Here is an 18,061-nt window from a genome sequence, read left to right on the forward strand (position 1 = left end):
GAAACCCTTCGCTCCCCCGGGCGGAGGGTTTCTTCTCTTGTAGGCGAGCGGGGCGCCAGCCCCCGGCGGACAAGCGAGAGGTGTTGATCGGGCACGTGGAGCGCGCATGAAGGCGCCGCTCGCCAGCCTGATGCTCATGCGGACATGCAATGGGCGGAGGCCAGAAGGGGAGTGGCCAGCCATGATCCCTTCCATCGCACCACCACTCCGTTCGCTTCGAGCGAAGTCGAGAAGGGTGAAGCGTACCGTGTCTCGACTTCAGCCTTCGGCTGAAGTTTATCCTGAGCGCCCGCCCTGCGGGCAGTCGAAGGGCTCGACACGAACGGGAGGTTAGGCGGCGTGGACAAAATTCCGAGCTTGGGAAAACAGTGTCGGTTCCGCTCCGATCCAGCACGTGGCGTGCCAAGGCCCCACCTCCGTTCGTCCTGAGTAGCTGCTGAGCCTGTCGAAGCGGCGTACCGAAGGACCGCCCCGCCCATCCGGGCAGAGCGCTATTCCTCCGTGGTAATCAACACCGCTTCGCCAACCACCAGAAAGAGCAGGAACGGCGCCCAGGCCGCCAGCATCGGGGGATACACCCCCAGATTGCCCATGGAGAGGGCGAAATTGTCGGCCACGAAGAAGGCGAAGCCCAACGCCATGCCGATCACCGCGCGCACGAACAGCTTGCCGGAGCGTGCAATACCAAAAGCCGCGACGGAGCCCAGCAACGGCATCAGCAATGCCGACAAGGGCCCGCTGATCTTGTGCCAGAGCGACCCTTCGAGCGATGCAACCGGGCGCCCCGCCTCGCGCAAGGTATCGATCGCCTCGCTTAGGTCGGAGAAGGACATGGCATCCGGGTCCACCGAAGACAGCGTGAACTGGTCCGGCGTGATGCCCTTACCAACCATCATCCGGTCGACATGGCGGCTGACCCCGCGCACGACATCGAACACGCGGATATCCTCAAGCAGCCAGCCATCCGGGGTAAAGCGCCCGTGCTTGGCATAGACGATGGAGATCAGGGCATTGTTATGCCGGTCATAGACGTTCACATCCTGCAGCCGCACGGCATCGCCCCGGCCGGTGATCGTCCCGGCCCGGATGAGGTCATCCTCGTGCCGAACCCAGACATTGCCCTTCACGCCGGGATCGGAGGGAATGGGGCCGAACTTGGCGGCCTCCCAGGCAGTGAGCGTCGCGGTGGCGCGCACGACCACGCGTTCGTTGAACACATAGCTGATCGCAGCCACGGCAAGACTGGCCAGAATGAGCGGCGCGAGAATCTGGTGGGCCGAGAGCCCCCCGGACTTCATCGCCACCACCTCGCTATTGGCGTTGAGCGTCGCCAGCGTGATCAGCGTGCCGAGCAGCACCGAGAAGGGCAGGAAGCGGGAGATGATCTGCGGCGCGCGCAGGCTGACATATTGCCATAGCTGCGCATCGCCATTGCCGGGATAGGCCAGCACCTTGCCGGCCTCGCTCAGCAGATCGAGCATCTGCAGAATCAGCACCAGCATCGCCAGCATCGCCAGGCAACGCAGCAGGAAGGTCTTGCCCAGATACAGCGCCAGCGCGCGGGAAGGGAAGAAGTTGAGCAGCATGGCCTATCCCCGATGTGCCTTGCGGTAACGCCGGTCGCCAAACCATTTGAGCAGCGACTTGAACAGGCCGAGCAGCTTGGCGAACTGACGATCCAGCGCGCCGATGGGCTGGCCGCCGGGCACATAGGCGGTCTGATAATAGAGCCAGGCGATGATCCCGGCGAAAATGAGGAACGGTCCCCACAGGCCGAGGAACGGATCGATCCGGCCCAGTGCGCCCAGCGACTGCATCGTCTGGTTGATCTTGTGATAGGTGACGATGAAGACGATCGACAGGAAGACGCCGAGCGCGGAGGTCGAGCGTTTCGGCGGGATCGCGAAGGCAATCGCCGCGAGCGGCAGCAGCATCATCATTGCCACTTCCACCACGCGGAAATTGAAGTTCGACCAGGCCTGCGCCCGGCCGAGCGCCGTATCGCGGCTGAGGCCGGCGCGGAACAGCTCCGGCAGGCTCAGCTCCACATCGCCATCGCCCCGCATGCGGAACTCCTCGATCTTCGGCAGCGAGATCGGCAGATCATGGTTGGAGAAGGAGAGGATGCGCGGTTCGGTGAAGCTGGGCGAATTATGCACCAGCACGCCATCGGTAAGGCGCATGATGATGGTATCGGGATCGTCGGTGGCGAGGAACTGGCCCCGCGCGGCCGTGACCGCCAGCGACTGGCCGCCGTCACTGTCCATGCGGGCGAAGATGCCGCTCAGCTTCTTGCCTTCGTCCTCGCTCTCCTCGATGCGGATGGTGATGCCGTCGCCCAGCTTGGTGAACTCGCCGACCTTGATGGACGCGCCCAGCGCGCCCGAGCGCAGCTCGAACCGCAGCCGCTCATAGGCATATTTGCTGTCCGGCTGGATGAAGCCGACAATGGTCAGGTTCAGGATCGCCAGCGCGATGGCGTACATATACGGCACCTTGAGCAGGCGCGTATAGGAAAGGCCGACGCCGCGCAGAATATCCAGCTCGGAGGACAGAGCCAGCTTGCGGAAGGCGAGCAGGATGCCAAGCATCAGGCCGATGGGAATGCCAAGGCCGAGATATTCGGGCAGGAGATTGGCGAGCATCCGCCACACCACGCTCACCGGACCGCCTTCGGTCGCGACGAACACGAACAGCCGCTGCATCCGGTCCAGCACCAGAAGCATCGCCGCAACGATGAGGCTTGCGAAAAGCGGGACCGCGATCAGCCTCGCCATGTAGCGGTCCAGAGCGGTCAGCATGAGAGTCCGCAGGTTCCTTGAGCCGGTTCAGGTGGCCCGGCCGGAAGGTCCGGACACGGCAAGGCCGTAAGCGGGATGCGCCCGCGCCGCAACCTTAGAGTGTATGGACGCCCGCCAGATCATAGCGCCACGCGCCAGCCGGAGCCGGGAAGGCGCCCGGTCGTGCGACCAACGGACGGCTTGACCGGGCCCTGACAGGCCCGGTCGGTCGATCAGCCAGCGATGGCGCCCGTCATCCGGCCTGCCGTGGCGAACATCTCGAGTATCTGGCCGACCTGCTCGCTCGAATGCTCGGCACAGAGCGAGCAGCGCAGCAGGAAAGTGCCGGCCGGTGTCGCGGGCGGACGAGCCATGTTCACATAGAGTCCCAGCTCCAGCAGCGCCTGCCACATCGCCACGGCCTGCGTCTGGTCCGTAAGGATCACCGCAATGATCGCCGATTGCGGCGTCTTGGTGCCGAGCGTGAAGCCGAGATCGATGAGCCCCTTGTGCAGGCGGCGACTGTTTTCCCAAAGATGCGCGCGCTTCTCGCTGGCGTGCATCAGCTTGCGGATCGAGGTCGCGGCGGTGGCGACGACGCTCGGCGGCAGCGAAGCGGTGAACACATAAGGCCGGCAAACGAGGCGCATCACATCGAACTTGGGGTGATCCGAGACGCAGAAGCCGCCGACCGTGCCGACCGACTTGGAGAAGGTGCCGACGACGAAATCGATCTCCTTCTCGACGCCCTGCTCCTCATAGACGCCACGGCCATTGGGGCCGAAGAAGCCCATGCCATGCGCCTCATCGACGAGAATCATGCAATTGGGGTGCTTGCGGATCGCGGCAACCATGTCCGGCAGCGGCGCCACGTCGCCGAGCATCGAATAGACGCCTTCCAGCACGACCAGCTTGAGCGCATCGGCCGGCAGGCGCCCGAGGCGCTTGTCCAGATCCTCCACGCTGTTGTGGCGGAAGCGCACGATCTCGGCATTGCCGAGCGCGCAGCCATCATAGATGCTGGCATGGCTGTCGGCATCCAGCACGATATAATCGCCCTTGCCGGCCAGCGTGGAGATCATGCCGAGATTGGCCTGATAGCCGGTCGAGAACACCATGGCGTGCTTGGTGCCATAGAAGTCCTTGAGCGCATCCTCGCAGGCCTTGTGGGTCTGGTAGGTGCCGTTGAGCACGCGGCTGCCGGTGGTGCCGGATCCGAACTCGTCGAGCGCCTTCTTGCCCGCCGCCACCACATCCGGGTCGAAGGTCATGCCCATATAATTATAGGTGCCGAGCAGGATCGTCTCCTTGCCCTTGATCACCGCAAGCGTGGGCGACTTCACTTCGTCCATCACGATGGCGAAGGGATCGCGCACGCCGGTCGCCAGCAGCGCCTCGCGCTCGGCGATCAGGGGATCGAACTTGGAGAACAGGTCCTTGTCGGCCTCCGCCACGCGCATGGTGGTTTCCGCCCCGTCGATCACGCTCGCCATGGCTTCAGCCCTCCGCCTTCAGCTTCATCACCGCATCGACGAGCTGGCCGACCGTCTCGATCTCCGCCTGCATGTTCATGGTGATGATGATCTCGAACTCGTCCTCGATCGCGGCGACGAAATCCATGACGGTGAGGCTGTCCCACTCCAGGTCGCCGGCGAAGGTGGTGCTGTCGCTCAAGGCGACGCCCTTCTTGTTGAAGGGTTCGATCTGCGCTGCGATCTGCGCGTAGACGTCCTGACGGTCCGACATGGCTGCGACTTTCTTTCCGTAATAGCCCGATAAGGCCCTGTTGCGAGCCGAATGCCCGCTTCGCCCTGCCTATGGCAAGCGAATAAGGCGGGATTCGGGCATCAGCGCGGCAGCAGGCCCTTGTCGCGATAGGCCTGCGCGGTCATGGCAAGGCCGGCCTCGGTGGCAATGGCCGGGCGCCAGAGATCGACCGGCGGATGCAGCGCGGCCTTCGACACCCAATCGGCATGGCAGAAATAAGCGGCGCGGTCGGGCGTCAGGCGCGCCTTGTCGCCGCGCAGCAGCCGGTCGATGCGGGCGCCGAGGCGAACCAGGGCGGACGGCATGGAAATGGTCCGCACCGAGGCACGCCCCACGGCGCGGCCAATGGCCCGGGCGAAATCGACATGGCTCCAGCCCTCGGGCGTGCCATCGTCCACCTCATAGATTTTGCCCTGCGTCTCGCCGCACTGCTGCGTGCCGAGCCGCACCAGCAGCTCCGCCAGATCATCGACATGGATCGCCGAGAGACGCCCGCCCGGCGGCAGAAGCACAAAGCCGCGCGTCGCCATCTGGAACAGCTCCAGCAATTCGGCATCCCCCGGACCGTAGATCGCGGGCGGGCGGATCATCGTCCAGTCGAGCCCGCTTGCCTGCACATGCCGCTCCGCTTCCGCCTTCGACCATCCGTAATCGGAGAGCCCCGGCTCGCGCGCCGCGAGGCTGGAGACATGCACGAGCCGCACCACGCCCGCACGCTGCATGGCGGCGATAACGGCCGCGGTGCCGGTCGCATTGCCCGCCTCGAACCCGGCACGGGTCGGTGCATTGACTACGCCGGCGATGTGGATGACGGCATCCGCGCCGGCGACCAGCGCGTCGAGCGCGACGGCATCCTCCAGCGAGCCGGCAATCCAGCTTACGCCCTCGCGCGGCGGCTGGGGACGGCGGGTCAGCGCGCGCACGGCATGGCCGGCGGCCAGCGCCCTTTCCACCGTCGCCTTGCCGACAAAGCCGGTGGCGCCGGTGAGGGCCAGCGTGCTCAGAGCAGCACCATATAGCTGCGGTGGACCATCGCGGCACGCGGGGTGCCGCCGAGCAGGCCGGCGACCTCAGCGCTGCGCTTGCCGATGATCCGCTCGGCATCCTGGCTGTCATATTGCGCGAGGCCGCGCGCGATCACCGCGCCATCCGGCCCGGCGATGTCGATCACGTCGCCGCGTGCATAGCTGCCATGGGTGGCGGTGACGCCGGCCGGCAGCAGGCTGCGGCCCTTGCGCAGGGCTTCGCTTGCACCGGCATCCACGCTGAGCTTGCCCTTGACGGTGAGGCGCCCGGCGAGCCAGCCCTTCCGCCCGCCGCGCTTGGCCGAGGCGCGGAACAATGTGCCGCGTCCGCTGCTCTGCCAGTGGCCGAGTGGCGCATCGACGCGGCCGGAGATGATCGCCAGATGCGCACCGGCGCCGGTCGCGATCTGCGCGGCCTGCAGCTTGGAGATCATGCCGCCCGATCCCATGCCCGAGGCGCTGTTGCCATCGCCCATGGCCAGCACGGCCGCATCGATCCTCTCGACCAGCGGGATCAATATGGCATCCGGATTGCTGTGCGGGTTCGCCGTGTAGAGCCCGTCGATGTCCGAGAGCAGCACAACCGCATCGGCGCCTGCCGCCTGACCGATGCGCGCGGCCAACCGGTCATTGTCGCCGAAGCGGATTTCCTCGGTCGCAACGCTGTCATTCTCATTGACCACCGGCACCACGCCGAGGCCCGCAAGCCGGTCCAGCGTGGCGGAGGCATTGAGATAGCGGCGGCGATCCTCAAGGTCGCCCAGCGTCACCAGCATCTGCGCGGCGGGAATATCGTGCCCGGCAAGCAGGTCGGCCCAGACCTGACTGAGCGCGATCTGGCCGACGGCGGCCGCAGCCTGCGCATCCTCCAGCGTCGCACGACCGCCCTTGGCGAGGCCCAGACGGCGCGCGCCGAGCGCGATGGCGCCGGAGGACACGACGATGATCTCCTGCCCATCCGCGCGGCGGGCCGCGATCTCGTCGACAAGGCTGGTGAGCCAGTCGCGCCGCACGGAGCCGTCCGGGGCGACGAGCAGCGCCGAGCCGACCTTGATGACGATGCGCCGAATGGCGGCGGGCGGGAAACCGGTGAGGGCGTCAGTCATGATGAGCGGCATCCCCCACGCACTCTTCTCTCATGCCCAGAACAAACCCACCGTTCGTGTCGAGCGAAGTCGAGACACGCGAGGACAGTGCCAGCCGTGTCTCGACTTCGCTCGACACGAACGGCGCGGGGGACAGGGGAAAAGCCCCTCCTCTTCAGAGGAGGGGTTGGGGTGGTGTTGGGCGATGCCGCCTGAGCGCGACGCAAGCGATGCTGGCGCATCGCCACCCCCGCCCCCTCCTCTAAAGAGGAGGGGAGATACATCCTCAAATGGGGGACCATGGCTTGTCCTCCACCTCACCTTCCTGCGCGGCTTTCTCCTGGGCCTCGGCGCGATGCACCTCGCCCAGCATGGGCAGCACGGCGTCGAGCAGCGCCTCCATGCCCTCGCCGGTCGCGCCGGAGATGATGAACGCCTTGCCTGCGCCGGCCTTCTTCAGGTCCTTGGCGACATCTTCCATCAGCTCCTGCCCAAGCAGATCGCCCTTGTTGAGCGCGAGAAGCTGCGGCTTGTCCTCCAGCCCCTCGCCATAATTCTCCAGCTCGGTCTGCACGATGCGCCAGGCCTCGACCGGATCGTCCCCGGTCGCGTCGATGAGGTGGATGAGCACGCGGCAGCGCTCGATATGCCCAAGGAACCGGTCGCCAATCCCAGCGCCTTCCGAGGCACCCTCGATCAGCCCCGGAATATCGGCCAGCACGAATTCGCGCCCCTTGTGCAGCACCACGCCGAGCTGCGGCTTGGTGGTCGTGAAGGGATAGGCACCGACCTTGGCCTTGGTATTTGTCACCTGATTGATGAAGGTCGACTTGCCGGCATTGGGCAGTCCGACCAGCCCCACATCGGCCAGCAGCTTGAGGCGCAGCCACACCCAGCGCTCCTCGCCCGGCCAACCGGTGCCGTGCTGGCGCGGCGCCCGATTCGTGCTGGTCTTGAAGCTGGCATTGCCGCGCCCGCCATCGCCACCGCGCAGCAGGACGATGCGCTGGCCGGGCTCGGTAAAGTCGGCCAGCACCTCGCTATAGCCTTCTTCATCCGGCTCGGAGATGACCTGCGTGCCCACCGGCACCTTGATGACGAGATCGTCCCCACCCGCGCCGGTGCGGTCGCCACCCTCGCCATGGCCGCCGCGCGGCGCCTTGAAATGTTGGGTGTAGCGGAAGTCGATGAGCGTGTTGAGACCGGGCACCGCCTCGAAGATGATGTCGCCGCCCTTGCCGCCATTGCCGCCATTGGGGCCGCCATATTGAATATATTTCTCGCGCCGGAAGCTGACCGCTCCCGGCCCGCCCGCACCCGAGCGAATGAAAATCTTGGCCTGATCTAGGAAATGCATCGGCCGCCCATAAGGTGTTTGCCGGCAAAGGTGAAGCGCAGCCTCATACGGGCCCGCCTTCCCATGCTTCCATTTCTCCGGCGAGGCGTTACCTCAGCCGGGTTCGACTGGTGAAAGGCACGCGCGTGACCGTCATAGCAGCACGGCGATATCGCAATGGCGAGGTTGTGGGGGATGTCGACATCCACTGCCCCCGCCATGACCGGCTGCCGGCAGGCGAGTTCGTCTGGATCGGCCTGCATGAGCCGGATGCCGAAGAACTGGCCCAGGTCGGCACCTGTTTCGGCCTTCACCCGCTCGCGCAGGAAGACGCGCGCAAGGGCAAGCAATTGCCCAAGCTTGAGCTGTATGGTGACCAGCTCTTCCTGATCCTGCGCACGGCGCATCTGGAAGGCGACCTGATCGGCTATGGGGAGACCTCCGTCTTTCTCGGCGCGGACTTCATCGTCACCGTGCGCCACGGTTCGGCGCGAGCGCATTCGGAGCTGCGCGCGCGGCTGGAAAGCGCACCAGCCGCCCTGGCCCACGGCCCGGATTATGTGCTGCACGCGATCATGGACTTCATCGTCGACGGCTATTTTCCGGTCGTCGATGCGCTGGAGGAACAGGTGCTGGCGATGGAAGCCGCTGCCGGCGAGGCCTTCCTCGACTCAGACCAGATCCGCCAGATTTTCGCGACCCGCCGGGAGATCGTCCGCTTCCAGCGCATCCTCGGGGTGATGAGCGATGTTGCCGGGCGCATGGTCAATCATGTCCAGCCGAATATCGACGAGAACATGCTGCCCTATTTCCGCGACGTGTTGGATCATGTCCGGCGGGTCGAATATCGCGTCGCCGGGCTGCGCGACTATCTGACCTCCGTCGCGGAAACGAGCAGCCTGCTCGAACAGCGCCGGCAGGGCGACATCACGCGGATGCTAGCGGCGTGGGCCGCGATTCTGGCCGTGCCCACCGCCATTGCCGGCATCTACGGCATGAACTTCAGCAACATGCCCGAATTGCAGTGGCGCTATGGCTACTTCATCGTGCTGGGCGGCATCGGGATCATCTGCGCGCTGCTGTATCGGCGCTTCCGCAAGCTCGGCTGGCTGTAACCGGTCCGTGGCCGCGCTCGGCGTGAGCACGGCCACGGACTCGCAAATGGCGCGCGACTCTCAGGCCGCGACGGGCTCGCGATCCGCATAGATTTCCACCGCCACGTCCTCGCGCATGTCGCCTTCGCCGCCCTCTTCATAGAATTGGCACAGATCGGCGCGATTGCGGCCACGGCTGTGGCGCGGCTCGGGGCGGCCCGCCGGACGGAAGCCGAGCTTGCGCAACACCCGGCCGGACGCCGGATTGTCGGTGAAATGGCTGGCGCGAATGTTGCGCACGCCCGTCGCGCGGGCGATCTGCATCACGGCCGAAGCCGCTTCGGTCGCGAAACCCAGGCCCCAGTAAGGGCGCGCGATCCAGTAGCCCAACTCCAGCGCGCCATCGTCCTGCGTATGGATGCCGCAAGAGCCGATGAGACGCGGTATTCCCTGGGTGCGCTTCATCACCAGGAACTTGGGCTGTAGCGGATCGTGATCGCCGGCGAGGAAATCGACCGCATCGTCCAGCGTATAGGGCCAGGGCGCGCGGGCAAGATTCCGCACGATCGCTTCATCCGCGATGGCGGCATAGAGCGCCTGCGCATCTTCCGGCCAGCCGGGCCGCAGCAGCAAACGGGGGGTACGTGCAAACATGGTCTTGTCTCCGGTTCCGGGGCGCTCTGCCGCAGACAGATGACGCCTGTGAGACAGCCTTGCGAACGCTGCGAGCAACCGTGCTCCTGACGCGCCGAGGTCTATCGAGGTTCCAGGGAGAACAAGAAAAAAGGGAGGAGGGGCGATCCCTTCTCCCTTGGTTTCAGATGAACCGGCACCGGCTCACCAAGGGATCGTCCCGCTGGACGATCCCTGTCATGAATCGTCCGATTATTCGGCGGCTTCCGCCATCACGTCCACGGACACAAATTTGCGACCGAGCTTGCCGTCGTGGAACACCACGCGACCTTCGGTGAGCGCAAACAGGGTGTGGTCCTTGCCGATGCCGACATTGCGGCCCGGGTAGAACTTCGTGCCGCGCTGACGGACGAGAATATTGCCGCCGAGCACGCTCTGGCCGCCGAACTTCTTCACGCCAAGGCGCTTCGATTCTGAATCGCGACCGTTGCGCGATGAACCGCCAGCTTTTTTATGTGCCATGGTCTAAACTCCTCGAAACTTTCAGAGCATTTTCAGCAAAAGTGGAAACCGGTTTTGCGTCCGAAAATGCTCAATCAACCAAATTCAGGCTCAGGCTTCGGCGGCTGCCGGAGCGGCGTCGGCCTTCTTGGCGGCGGCCTTCTTCTTCGGCGCTTCGCCGCCGATCGCCACGATCCTGAGGATCGTGTGCTGCTGGCGATGGCCGTTGCGACGACGGTAATTGTGCCGGCGGCGCTTCTTGAAGACGATCACCTTCTCGCCCTTGGCCTGGGCAATGATCTCAGCCGAGACCGTGAGTCCCTTGCTGTCCTTGATTTCCGAGCCGTCACCCGCGAGCAGGACATCGTCCAGCGTGACGGTTTCGCCGGCTTCACCAGCGATCTTCTCGACGACGATCTTGTCTCCGGCGGCGACGCGATATTGCTTGCCGCCCGTACGCACGACAGCGAACATGGGCTTAACTTCCATCAATCAAATGCTTGGCGCGAACGGCATGGCACAGCCATTTGGAGCTGTCCGCGCGGGAATGTGGCCCCTTAGTGAGGGTCGCCGGACCTGTCAACGGAAAGACTCGGATTTTCGCCGCGCAACCTCACGCGCCGCGCCGTCAAACCTGCAACGGGCACCGCCTGCGCGCCATGGTTGAAGCGCTTCTCCCGCCACCCTAAATGAAAGGCATCATGCTGCGCCGACTCACCGCCTTTTTCGCCCTGATGATTCTGGGCTCCGCCGTCAACGCGCAGGCCGACCCGCGCGCCTTCCCGTCGCTCGCTAAGCGTCCGGTGGAAAGCCGCGATCGCACGGTGCCGCCGGCCCCGGCGATCAAGCCCGCCGCGACGGACCCGGCGCTCGCCACGCAGGTGGATCGCTTCACCCGCGATGCGGGCAGCGCCGACACGGCCTTTCAGAGCCTGCTCGCCGGCAGTCGCGCCAGCGTGGCAGCAGGGGCAGGCGCAGCGCCGAACAGCGAATCCTGGGTGACCGCCCAGACGGCGATCAGCGCGCTCGACAGTGCCCGTTATGAAAGCGTCGCCGCGCTCGCCGCGCTCGACACGCTGTTTGTCGAGCGGCAGGATGCCGAGGATGCCGCCCGCGTCGCCGCAGACCTTGCCGTCATCGATCCGGCCCGCCTGCGCGTGCTGGCAATGGTCGACGCGCAGAATGATGCGCTGGATGCCCTCAGGCGCCAGCTTCCGCAGCCTTGAGCGCGGCGGTGTGCAGCGCCGCCTCCTCGACATAGGCCTCCACGCCGCGCCGCATCCCGTGCAGGTCGGCCTCGCCCAGATCGCGCATATATTTGGCCGGTCGCCCGCTCCACAGCTGGCCTGCCGGCATGCGCTTGCCGGGCGTGAGCATCGCGCCTGCCGCGAGCATCGCATCCCCCTCGATGACGCATCCGTCCATCACGATGGCGCCCATGCCGACGAAAGCGCGATTATCCAGCGTGCAGCCGTGGATGATTGCCATATGCCCGATCAGCACATCGTCGCCGATGATCGCCGGATGGCCGCCATCGCCGAAATCGCTCTCGACATGGACAGTGCTGCCATCCTGAATGTTCGAGCGCGCGCCGACCCGAATGGCGTTGATGTCCGCCCGCAGCACGCAATTGTACCAAACGCTGGCCTGCGGGCCGATCTCGACGTCGCCGATGATGACGCAGCCCGGCGCCACAAAGGCGGTCTCGTGAATCTTCGGCGTCTTGCCGTTGAAGGGAAGAATAAGAGGCCTGGTCATGACTTGTCCTCGCTCAGCGCCGTCCAGTCCGCGCGCCGCATCTCATAGATGATCGTGGGGTTGTCGGCCGCCGGATAACGGCTGTCGACATAGTCCAGATCGGCACGGCGCCGCATCCCGAGCTTTTCCATCAGGCCCCAGGAGGGCGGATTGCTGAGCGAGGTCTGCGCGAAGACCGCCGGCAGATCCCACGGCCCGAACGCCCGCGCCAACATCGCGCGCGCAGCCTCCTGCGCATAGCCGTTGCGCCAGCAATCGTGCCGGATGATCCAGCCGATCTCCCACTGCCCGGCCAGCTCGTCGGGTGCTTCCGGCGAATCGATGACGCCAAGCCCGCAATCGCCCAGCAGCAGCCCATCGGCCTTGCGCTCGATCATCGCCAGCGAGATGCCCTTGGCTTCCCAATCGGCCGCGATCCGGGCGAAATTGTCCGCAATGGCCTCCGCAGGTCTGGGGCCGCCCAGACAGGCCCGCACTTCCGGCGTGTTCATGTGGGCAAGCCAGACCTGCTGATCGCCCGGCCGCTCGGTCCGCAGGATCAGCCGCTCGGTTTCAGCGATCATTCTGGCCATGGCGTTCCCTCACTGGCCCGCTCAGCCGCCCAGCAGCCGGGCGGCATGCAGCGCATGATAAGTGAGCACGCCCGTGCAGCCGGCCCGCTTGAAGCTCATCAGCGTTTCCATCACCAGCGCGTCGCGCTCGCCCGCGCCGACGGTCACAGCAGCCTCGATCATCGCATATTCACCGCTCACCTGATAGGCGAAGACCGGGATGTTGAAAGCATCCTTCACCCGCGCGACGATATCGAGATAGGGCAGGCCGGGCTTGACCATCACGCTGTCCGCGCCCTCGGCAATGTCCATCGCCACTTCGCGCAGCGCCTCGGCGCCATTGGCCGGGTCCATCTGGTAGCTCTTCTTGTCGCCCTTGAGGAGCCCGCCGGAGCCGACTGCATCGCGGAACGGGCCGTAGAAGGCGCTCGCATATTTGGCAGCGTAGGCCATGATCTGCACATTGGCGTGGCCATCGGCCTCCAGCGCCTCGCGAATCGCGCCGATGCGCCCGTCCATCATGTCGCTCGGCGCGATGATGTCCGCCCCGGCGGCGGCCTGATTGAGCGCCTGGCCGATCAGCATCTCCACCGTAGCATCGTTCACGACATAGCCGGCTTCATCGAGCAGGCCGTCCTGGCCGTGCGCGGTATAGGGGTCGAGCGCCACGTCGGTCAGCAGGCCGATCTCCGGCACGGCATCCTTGATCGCGCGGATCGCCTCGCACATCAGATTATCTGGATTGAGCGCCTCCACGCCATCGTCGCTGCGCCGGTCATGCGGGGTATTGGGGAACAGCGCGAGGCAGGGAATGCCCGCCGCCGCAGCCTCCCGCGCGCGCGCCACAGCCAGATCGACCGACCAGCGCGAGACGCCCGGCAGCGAGCCGACCGGCTCCTCGACCCCGCGCCCCGCCGTGATGAACAGCGGCCAGATGAAATCGGCCGGCGTCAGGCGATGCTCGGCATGAAGGCGCCGGCTCCAGGCGGCAGCGCGGGTACGGCGAAGGCGAAGCTCGGGATAGGCAGCGTGCGTCATGCCGGCGGGATAGGCCTCTCGCGCGCCCCGATCAATGGCTGCGGCGCCGCCCGCCCCTGAGAGACGGTGGGGCGCGCCCATCCACGTTCATTCCTTCGACAAATGATATTCAATCCGTTACGCCGTCGAAAACGGCCGATATCCGGCCAACAACAGGTCCAAGGGAGAGGCAGGCATGGCATCCACCGCCGCCACCACATTCAGCGCCGCGCTGGCCAGCAGGCCCGTGCGCAGGTTTCAGTGGATCACGGTCGGCATCTGCCTGCTCATCCTCGTCAGCGATGGCATCGACATGCAGCTGCTCGGCATCGTCGCGCCCCTGGTGATCGCCGATTTCGGCGTGGATCGCGGCACATTCGGCATTGCGATGAGCGCGGCGCTGATCGGCTTCGGTCTCGGCGGCTGGCTGGGCGGGATGCTGGGCGACAGGATCGGTCGGCGCTACGCCCTCGCCTTCGCCGCGATCATCTTCGGCCTTGGCACCATTGCGGCGGGCCAGGCCGGCAGCGTGACCAGCATGGCCCTGTGGCGCTTGGTGAGCGGCATCGGCTTTGGTGCAGCCTATTCCAACGCGCTGACCATGGCCAGCGAGTGGCTGCCGGACCGGCTGCGGCCGATCACGGTCAGCTCGCTCTCGGTCGGCACGCCGATTGGCGGCGCCGTGGTCGGCTGGGTCGCCCCGGCCCTGTCGGACCTTTATAGCTGGCGCTGGACCTTCATGGTCTTCGGCATCGCGACGCTTTTCCTCATCGTGCTGATTATCGCCGTGCTGCGCGACAGCCCTTCTTTCCTTATCGCGCGCGGCCGCAAGGCGGAGGCGCAGGCCGTTGCCCGCCGCGTGCTGGATGAAGACATCGATCTCATGCCCGAGCGCCATCGCGCGGATGATGGCGCCGGCGTCGCCATCGGTGTGCTCCATCGCAGCAACCTGCGGATGAACATCGGCGTCTGCACCTCCTTCACCGCCTGCGCCCTCGTCGCCTATGGCATCCTCAACTGGTCCACCACATTCCTGACCGCCGCCGGCTTCACCCTGCCGCAGGCGGGCAATGCCGTCTCGGTGGCGGGCATCACCTCCATGATCGCAGCGATTGCCGCCGGCTTCCTCAGCCGGCGGCTGGGCACCCGCACGGTAATGAGCGGCATCAGCATCGCGCTGTTCCTCTGCATCGTCACGCTCGGCTTTTTTGTCGAGACGCTCTCCCCGGTGCCGACCGAGACCGAGCGGCTGATCGTGGTCAGCCTGATCGGCGCCTCGGCGGCGGCCTTCAGCGGCGGCATCGCCACCATGTATGTCATCATGACCCATGGCTATCCACCCTCCTGCCGCTCGTCGGGAATCGGCTTCGGTATCTTCATGAGCCGGGTCGGCGCGGTGTCGGCCAGTGCGTTCGGCGGCGCGCTGCTGGAACTGGGCAATGGCAGCGTCATCCCCTTCTTCGCGGTGCTGGCAGTCGGCGCCATTCTCGTCTCGGCAGCCTCCTTCATCGTCGACCAGCATATGCCGCCCGCCGGGCGCCCCGTCCCGCTGCCGGCCTGAGCGGATCAAGCCGCGGGAACCTAATCTGCGCAGGTCCGCTTAAGGCGCATGCTGGCGCGCGCACCATTTGAGGATGTTCTGGAGGAGATCGCCTCGGGCGACCTCTCGTCGGGCTCCGGCACGGCCGCAGCCTGCGCGCTGGCGATGGGCATTGCCTGCCTGCGCAAGGCAATCGCGGTGAGCCTCCACCATCCTCCGGTCGACCCTGCCCTGCACGATTCGGCGGCGCGGCTGTGCGCCCTGCAGGATCGCGCGCTGGCCGCCGCCAAGGCGGACGCCGTCGGCTTTCCGCGCCTCGTCCGCGCCCGCCCGGAGGGCGAGAAAGCGCAGGCGGCGGACGATCTGGTGGCGCTTGCCGACCGCTTCACCTGGCTCTGCGCGCAACTCATGTCGGAAGCCGAGCGACTGGCGCCGCTGCTGCGCGCCAACATGGCCAATGACATCCTCGCCGCTCGCCGATTGGCCGACGCAGCCTCCGCGATCATGGAGGCCAATGGCTCGGAGAATGCAAGCGACGCAACCGAAGGCGCATAGCTCCCCTACCCAAGCGCCGCTGCGCTTGCTAATCGCGCGGCATGACAGATTTTCGCGATCCGCTGGACAGCATCAAGGACCACCCCTTCGATTCCGCGCTGTCCGAGCGATATCTGGTCTACGCGCTCTCCACGATCACCGCGCGCTCGCTGCCCGATCTGCGCGACGGCTTGAAGCCGGTCCACCGCCGTCTGCTGTGGGCAATGCGCCTCTTGCGGCTCGAACCGAGCGGGCCGGCGCCGGATATTCTGGTCGCCAATCCCGAGCGCAACACCACCAGCTACAAGAAATGCGCCCGCGTGGTGGGCGACGTCATCGGCAAATATCACCCGCATGGCGACGCCTCGGTCTATGACGCGATGGTCCGGCTGGCGCAGGACTTCTCCCTGCGCACCCCGCTGGTCGACGGGCAGGGCAATTTCGGCAATATCGATGGCGATAACGCCGCCGCCATGCGCTACACCGAGGCGCGACTGACGCAGGCCGCTGCCGATCTGATGGCCGGCCTCGACCATGGCACCGTCGATTTCCGCCCGACCTATAATGGCGAGGAGGAAGAGCCCGAGGTCTTCCCCGGCCTGTTCCCCAATCTGCTCGCCAATGGCGCCAGCGGCATCGCGGTGGGCATGGCGACCAGCATTCCGCCGCACAATGTCGCCGAGGTGATCGATGCGGCCACCCTGCTGATCGACCAGCCGGAAGCCGATCACGCCCAGCTCATGCAGTATATGAGAGGGCCGGATTTCCCGACCGGCGGCGTGCTCGTCGATCCGCCCTCGGTGATCTCGGACGCTTATGCGACCGGCCGGGGCAGCATGCGCCTGCGCGCACGCTGGCACCGCGAGGATGAAGGGCGCGGCACCTGGATCGCGGTGATCGACGAGATTCCCTATGGCGTTGCCAAGGGCAAGCTGATCGAGCAGATCGCCCAGCTCATCGCCGACAAGAAGCTGCCGATCCTCGCCGACGTGCGCGACGAGTCGGACGAGGTGCTGCGCATCGTGCTGGAGCCGCGCGCCCGCACGGTGGATCAGGACGTGCTGATGGACAGCCTGTTCCGCCTCACCGATCTGGAGAGCCGCTTCCCGCTCAACATGAACGTGCTGGATGCCAGCCACACGCCCCGCGTGATGGGCCTGCGCGATCTGCTGACCGAATGGCTCAAGCACCAGATCGAGGTGCTGGTCCGCCGCGCCCGGCACCGCATCGAACAGATCGACAACCGGCTGGAACTGCTCGACGGCTATATCATCGCCTATCTCAACCTCGACCGGGTGATCGAGATCATCCGCAGCGAGGATGAGCCCAAGCCGGTGATGATGGCGGAGTTCCAGCTGACCGACCGGCAGGCCGAGGCGATCCTCAACATGCGGCTGCGCTCGCTGCGCAAGCTGGAAGAAATGGAGTTGCGGCGCGAGCGCGACGACCTCGCCGCCGAACGCGAGGATCTGCACAAGCTCGTCGAATCGCCCGCCCGCCAGCGCACCCGCCTCAAGCGCGACCTCGCCGATCTGCGCAAGCGCTACACGCCGGAAAAGGGCATCGGCGCACGGCGAACCGGGCTCGAGCAGGCCGGGCCGGCGCGCGAAATTCCGCTCGAAGCGATGATCGAGCGCGAGCCGATTACCGTCATCATGTCCCAGCGCGGATGGATTCGCGCGATGAAGGGCCATGCCGACCTCACCGCGACCGATGCGCTCAAGTTCAAGGAAGGCGATGGCCCGGCCTATGCCTTCCACGCGCAGACCACCGACAAGCTGCTGCTCGCCGGATCGGATGGGCGCTTCTACACGCTGGGCGCGGACAAGCTGCCGGGCGGGCGCGGCTTCGGCGAGCCGGTGCGGCTGATGATCGATCTGGCCAATGAGACCGACATCGTCGCGCTGTTGCCGGCCAAGGCGGACGGCAAGCTGCTGCTCGCCGCCAGCGACGGGCGCGGCTTCATCGCCGCGATGAGCGAGATCATCGCCGAGACCCGCAAGGGCCGGCAAGTAGTGAACCTCAAGGCCGGCGCACAGCTCAAGGTGGTGCGGCCGGTGGCACCGGGGGCCGATTCGGTCGCTGTCATCGGCGAGAATCGCAAGCTGGTCATATTCTCGCTCGCCGAACTGCCGGAAATGGCGCGCGGACAGGGCGTCACCCTGCAGCGCTACAAGGATGGCGGCCTCTCCGACGCGATGACGCTCACGCTGGCGCAGGGCCTCTCCTGGACGATGGGCGGGGACAGCGGGCGGACTCGCACCGAAACCGACCTGCTCTCCTGGCGCGCGGCCCGCGGCGCTGCCGGGCGGATGCCGCCCAACGGCTTCCCCCGCGACAACCGATTCGACTGACCCCTCAGCGCACAAATCCTCCTTTTCCCGTCACGGGACGAGGGGGACTGTTGCAGCATCAACAAAAATAGGGGCTTGCGCCAGAC

18 protein-coding genes are annotated in these 18,061 nt (G+C 66.0%); 5 read left to right on the forward strand and 13 right to left on the reverse strand.

Going from position 1 to position 18,061, the window contains the following annotated elements; genetic code table 11:
• Positions 1-491: 491 nt before the first annotated feature.
• The 7 genes from lptG to obgE all read right to left on the reverse strand — a co-directional run bounded on the left by lptG (position 492) and on the right by obgE (position 8,014).
• Positions 492-1,586, reverse strand: a complete 1,095-nt coding sequence (lptG, locus tag M2337_RS02245; RefSeq protein ID WP_264571523.1) for an LPS export ABC transporter permease LptG — start codon at positions 1,584-1,586, stop codon at positions 492-494.
• A gap of 3 nt (positions 1,587-1,589) precedes the next feature.
• Positions 1,590-2,801: an LptF/LptG family permease gene (locus M2337_RS02250; RefSeq protein ID WP_264571524.1), complete on the reverse strand. Its 1,212-nt coding sequence runs from the start codon at positions 2,799-2,801 to the stop codon at positions 1,590-1,592.
• A 212-nt stretch (positions 2,802-3,013) separates the two neighbouring features.
• Entirely contained in the window at positions 3,014-4,273 is a 1,260-nt protein-coding gene (gene spt, locus M2337_RS02255) for a serine palmitoyltransferase (protein ID WP_264571525.1), read from the reverse strand.
• Between the two features lie 4 nt (positions 4,274-4,277).
• Complete coding sequence (locus tag M2337_RS02260) at positions 4,278-4,526, reverse strand: acyl carrier protein (protein ID WP_181560908.1); 249 nt, start codon at positions 4,524-4,526, stop codon at positions 4,278-4,280.
• A 101-nt stretch (positions 4,527-4,627) separates the two neighbouring features.
• Positions 4,628-5,551 carry an NAD-dependent epimerase/dehydratase family protein gene (locus M2337_RS02265; RefSeq protein ID WP_264572323.1) on the reverse strand — a complete coding sequence of 308 codons (924 nt, stop codon included), beginning with the start codon at positions 5,549-5,551 and terminating at the stop codon, positions 4,628-4,630.
• Positions 5,548-6,678 (reverse strand): glutamate 5-kinase, encoded by a 1,131-nt coding sequence (gene proB, locus M2337_RS02270; protein WP_264571526.1) that lies wholly within the window; start codon positions 6,676-6,678, stop codon positions 5,548-5,550. The genes M2337_RS02265 and proB overlap by 4 nt, the downstream gene beginning before the upstream one ends.
• A 265-nt stretch (positions 6,679-6,943) precedes the next feature.
• Entirely contained in the window at positions 6,944-8,014 is a 1,071-nt protein-coding gene (gene obgE, locus M2337_RS02275; protein ID WP_264571527.1) for a GTPase ObgE, read from the reverse strand.
• Positions 8,015-8,139: 125 nt separating this feature from the next.
• Here obgE and M2337_RS02280 point away from each other — a divergent pair, with 125 nt between their 5' ends.
• Positions 8,140-9,108: a magnesium and cobalt transport protein CorA gene (locus tag M2337_RS02280; RefSeq protein ID WP_264571528.1), complete on the forward strand. Its 969-nt coding sequence runs from the start codon at positions 8,140-8,142 to the stop codon at positions 9,106-9,108.
• Positions 9,109-9,168: 60 nt separating this feature from the next.
• On the opposite strand, the gene M2337_RS02285 is transcribed toward M2337_RS02280, so the two are convergent.
• The 3 genes from M2337_RS02285 to rplU form a co-directional block, all read right to left on the reverse strand.
• A complete protein-coding gene (locus M2337_RS02285) occupies positions 9,169-9,741 on the reverse strand; it encodes a GNAT family N-acetyltransferase (RefSeq protein ID WP_264571529.1) in 573 nt (190 codons plus the stop codon).
• A 231-nt stretch (positions 9,742-9,972) separates the two neighbouring features.
• Positions 9,973-10,242 carry a 50S ribosomal protein L27 gene (gene rpmA / locus M2337_RS02290; protein ID WP_181560913.1) on the reverse strand — a complete coding sequence of 90 codons (270 nt, stop codon included), beginning with the start codon at positions 10,240-10,242 and terminating at the stop codon, positions 9,973-9,975.
• Between the two features lie 90 nt (positions 10,243-10,332).
• Positions 10,333-10,695, reverse strand: a complete 363-nt coding sequence (gene rplU, locus M2337_RS02295; RefSeq protein WP_264572324.1) for a 50S ribosomal protein L21 — start codon at positions 10,693-10,695, stop codon at positions 10,333-10,335.
• A gap of 227 nt (positions 10,696-10,922) precedes the next feature.
• Between rplU and M2337_RS02300 the strand changes: the two genes are divergently transcribed.
• The gene (locus tag M2337_RS02300; protein WP_264571530.1) at positions 10,923-11,447 is read left to right on the forward strand and encodes a hypothetical protein; all 525 of its coding nucleotides are present in this window, start codon (positions 10,923-10,925) and stop codon (positions 11,445-11,447) included.
• Here the strand turns inward: M2337_RS02300 and M2337_RS02305 are convergent.
• The 3 genes from M2337_RS02305 to hemB are packed head-to-tail and all read right to left on the reverse strand — an operon-like array spanning position 11,422 to position 13,568.
• The gene (locus tag M2337_RS02305; RefSeq protein ID WP_264571531.1) at positions 11,422-11,979 is read right to left on the reverse strand and encodes a gamma carbonic anhydrase family protein; all 558 of its coding nucleotides are present in this window, start codon (positions 11,977-11,979) and stop codon (positions 11,422-11,424) included. The genes M2337_RS02300 and M2337_RS02305 overlap by 26 nt on opposite strands.
• Positions 11,976-12,551, reverse strand: coding sequence for a GNAT family N-acetyltransferase (locus tag M2337_RS02310; protein WP_264571532.1), 576 nt, complete (start codon positions 12,549-12,551; stop codon positions 11,976-11,978). The genes M2337_RS02305 and M2337_RS02310 overlap by 4 nt, the downstream gene beginning before the upstream one ends.
• 21 nt (positions 12,552-12,572) lie before the next feature.
• The gene (hemB, locus tag M2337_RS02315; protein WP_264572325.1) at positions 12,573-13,568 is read right to left on the reverse strand and encodes a porphobilinogen synthase; all 996 of its coding nucleotides are present in this window, start codon (positions 13,566-13,568) and stop codon (positions 12,573-12,575) included.
• A gap of 175 nt (positions 13,569-13,743) precedes the next feature.
• Between hemB and M2337_RS02320 the strand changes: the two genes are divergently transcribed.
• From M2337_RS02320 to parC, 3 genes are read left to right on the forward strand one after another with little or no spacing between them, the layout of a single operon-like run.
• Positions 13,744-15,108, forward strand: coding sequence for an MFS transporter (locus tag M2337_RS02320; protein WP_264571533.1), 1,365 nt, complete (start codon positions 13,744-13,746; stop codon positions 15,106-15,108).
• A gap of 48 nt (positions 15,109-15,156) precedes the next feature.
• Entirely contained in the window at positions 15,157-15,642 is a 486-nt protein-coding gene (locus M2337_RS02325; RefSeq protein WP_264571534.1) for a cyclodeaminase/cyclohydrolase family protein, read from the forward strand.
• A gap of 41 nt (positions 15,643-15,683) precedes the next feature.
• A complete protein-coding gene (gene parC / locus M2337_RS02330; RefSeq protein WP_264571535.1) occupies positions 15,684-17,975 on the forward strand; it encodes a DNA topoisomerase IV subunit A in 2,292 nt (763 codons plus the stop codon).
• Positions 17,976-18,061 lie beyond the last annotated feature (86 nt).

It is taken from the genome of Sphingobium sp. B2D3A (genome assembly GCF_025961795.1).
Taxonomy (GTDB): Bacteria; Pseudomonadota; Alphaproteobacteria; order Sphingomonadales; family Sphingomonadaceae; genus Sphingobium.

Coding starts and splice junctions, on each gene's coding strand:
- lptG (WP_264571523.1), bottom strand. CDS start 1,586: ATGCTGCTCAACTTCTTCCCTTCCCGCGCGCTGGCGCTGTATCTGGGC.
- M2337_RS02250 (WP_264571524.1), bottom strand. CDS start 2,801: ATGCTGACCGCTCTGGACCGCTACATGGCGAGGCTGATCGCGGTCCCG.
- spt (WP_264571525.1), bottom strand. CDS start 4,273: ATGGCGAGCGTGATCGACGGGGCGGAAACCACCATGCGCGTGGCGGAG.
- M2337_RS02260 (WP_181560908.1), bottom strand. CDS start 4,526: ATGTCGGACCGTCAGGACGTCTACGCGCAGATCGCAGCGCAGATCGAA.
- proB (WP_264571526.1), bottom strand. CDS start 6,678: ATGACTGACGCCCTCACCGGTTTCCCGCCCGCCGCCATTCGGCGCATC.
- obgE (WP_264571527.1), bottom strand. CDS start 8,014: ATGCATTTCCTAGATCAGGCCAAGATTTTCATTCGCTCGGGTGCGGGC.
- M2337_RS02285 (WP_264571529.1), bottom strand. CDS start 9,741: ATGTTTGCACGTACCCCCCGTTTGCTGCTGCGGCCCGGCTGGCCGGAA.
- rpmA (WP_181560913.1), bottom strand. CDS start 10,242: ATGGCACATAAAAAAGCTGGCGGTTCATCGCGCAACGGTCGCGATTCA.
- rplU (WP_264572324.1), bottom strand. CDS start 10,695: ATGTTCGCTGTCGTGCGTACGGGCGGCAAGCAATATCGCGTCGCCGCC.
- M2337_RS02300 (WP_264571530.1), top strand. CDS start 10,923: ATGCTGCGCCGACTCACCGCCTTTTTCGCCCTGATGATTCTGGGCTCC.
- M2337_RS02305 (WP_264571531.1), bottom strand. CDS start 11,979: ATGACCAGGCCTCTTATTCTTCCCTTCAACGGCAAGACGCCGAAGATT.
- M2337_RS02310 (WP_264571532.1), bottom strand. CDS start 12,551: ATGGCCAGAATGATCGCTGAAACCGAGCGGCTGATCCTGCGGACCGAG.
- hemB (WP_264572325.1), bottom strand. CDS start 13,568: ATGACGCACGCTGCCTATCCCGAGCTTCGCCTTCGCCGTACCCGCGCT.
- M2337_RS02320 (WP_264571533.1), top strand. CDS start 13,744: ATGGCATCCACCGCCGCCACCACATTCAGCGCCGCGCTGGCCAGCAGG.
- M2337_RS02325 (WP_264571534.1), top strand. CDS start 15,157: ATGCTGGCGCGCGCACCATTTGAGGATGTTCTGGAGGAGATCGCCTCG.
- parC (WP_264571535.1), top strand. CDS start 15,684: ATGACAGATTTTCGCGATCCGCTGGACAGCATCAAGGACCACCCCTTC.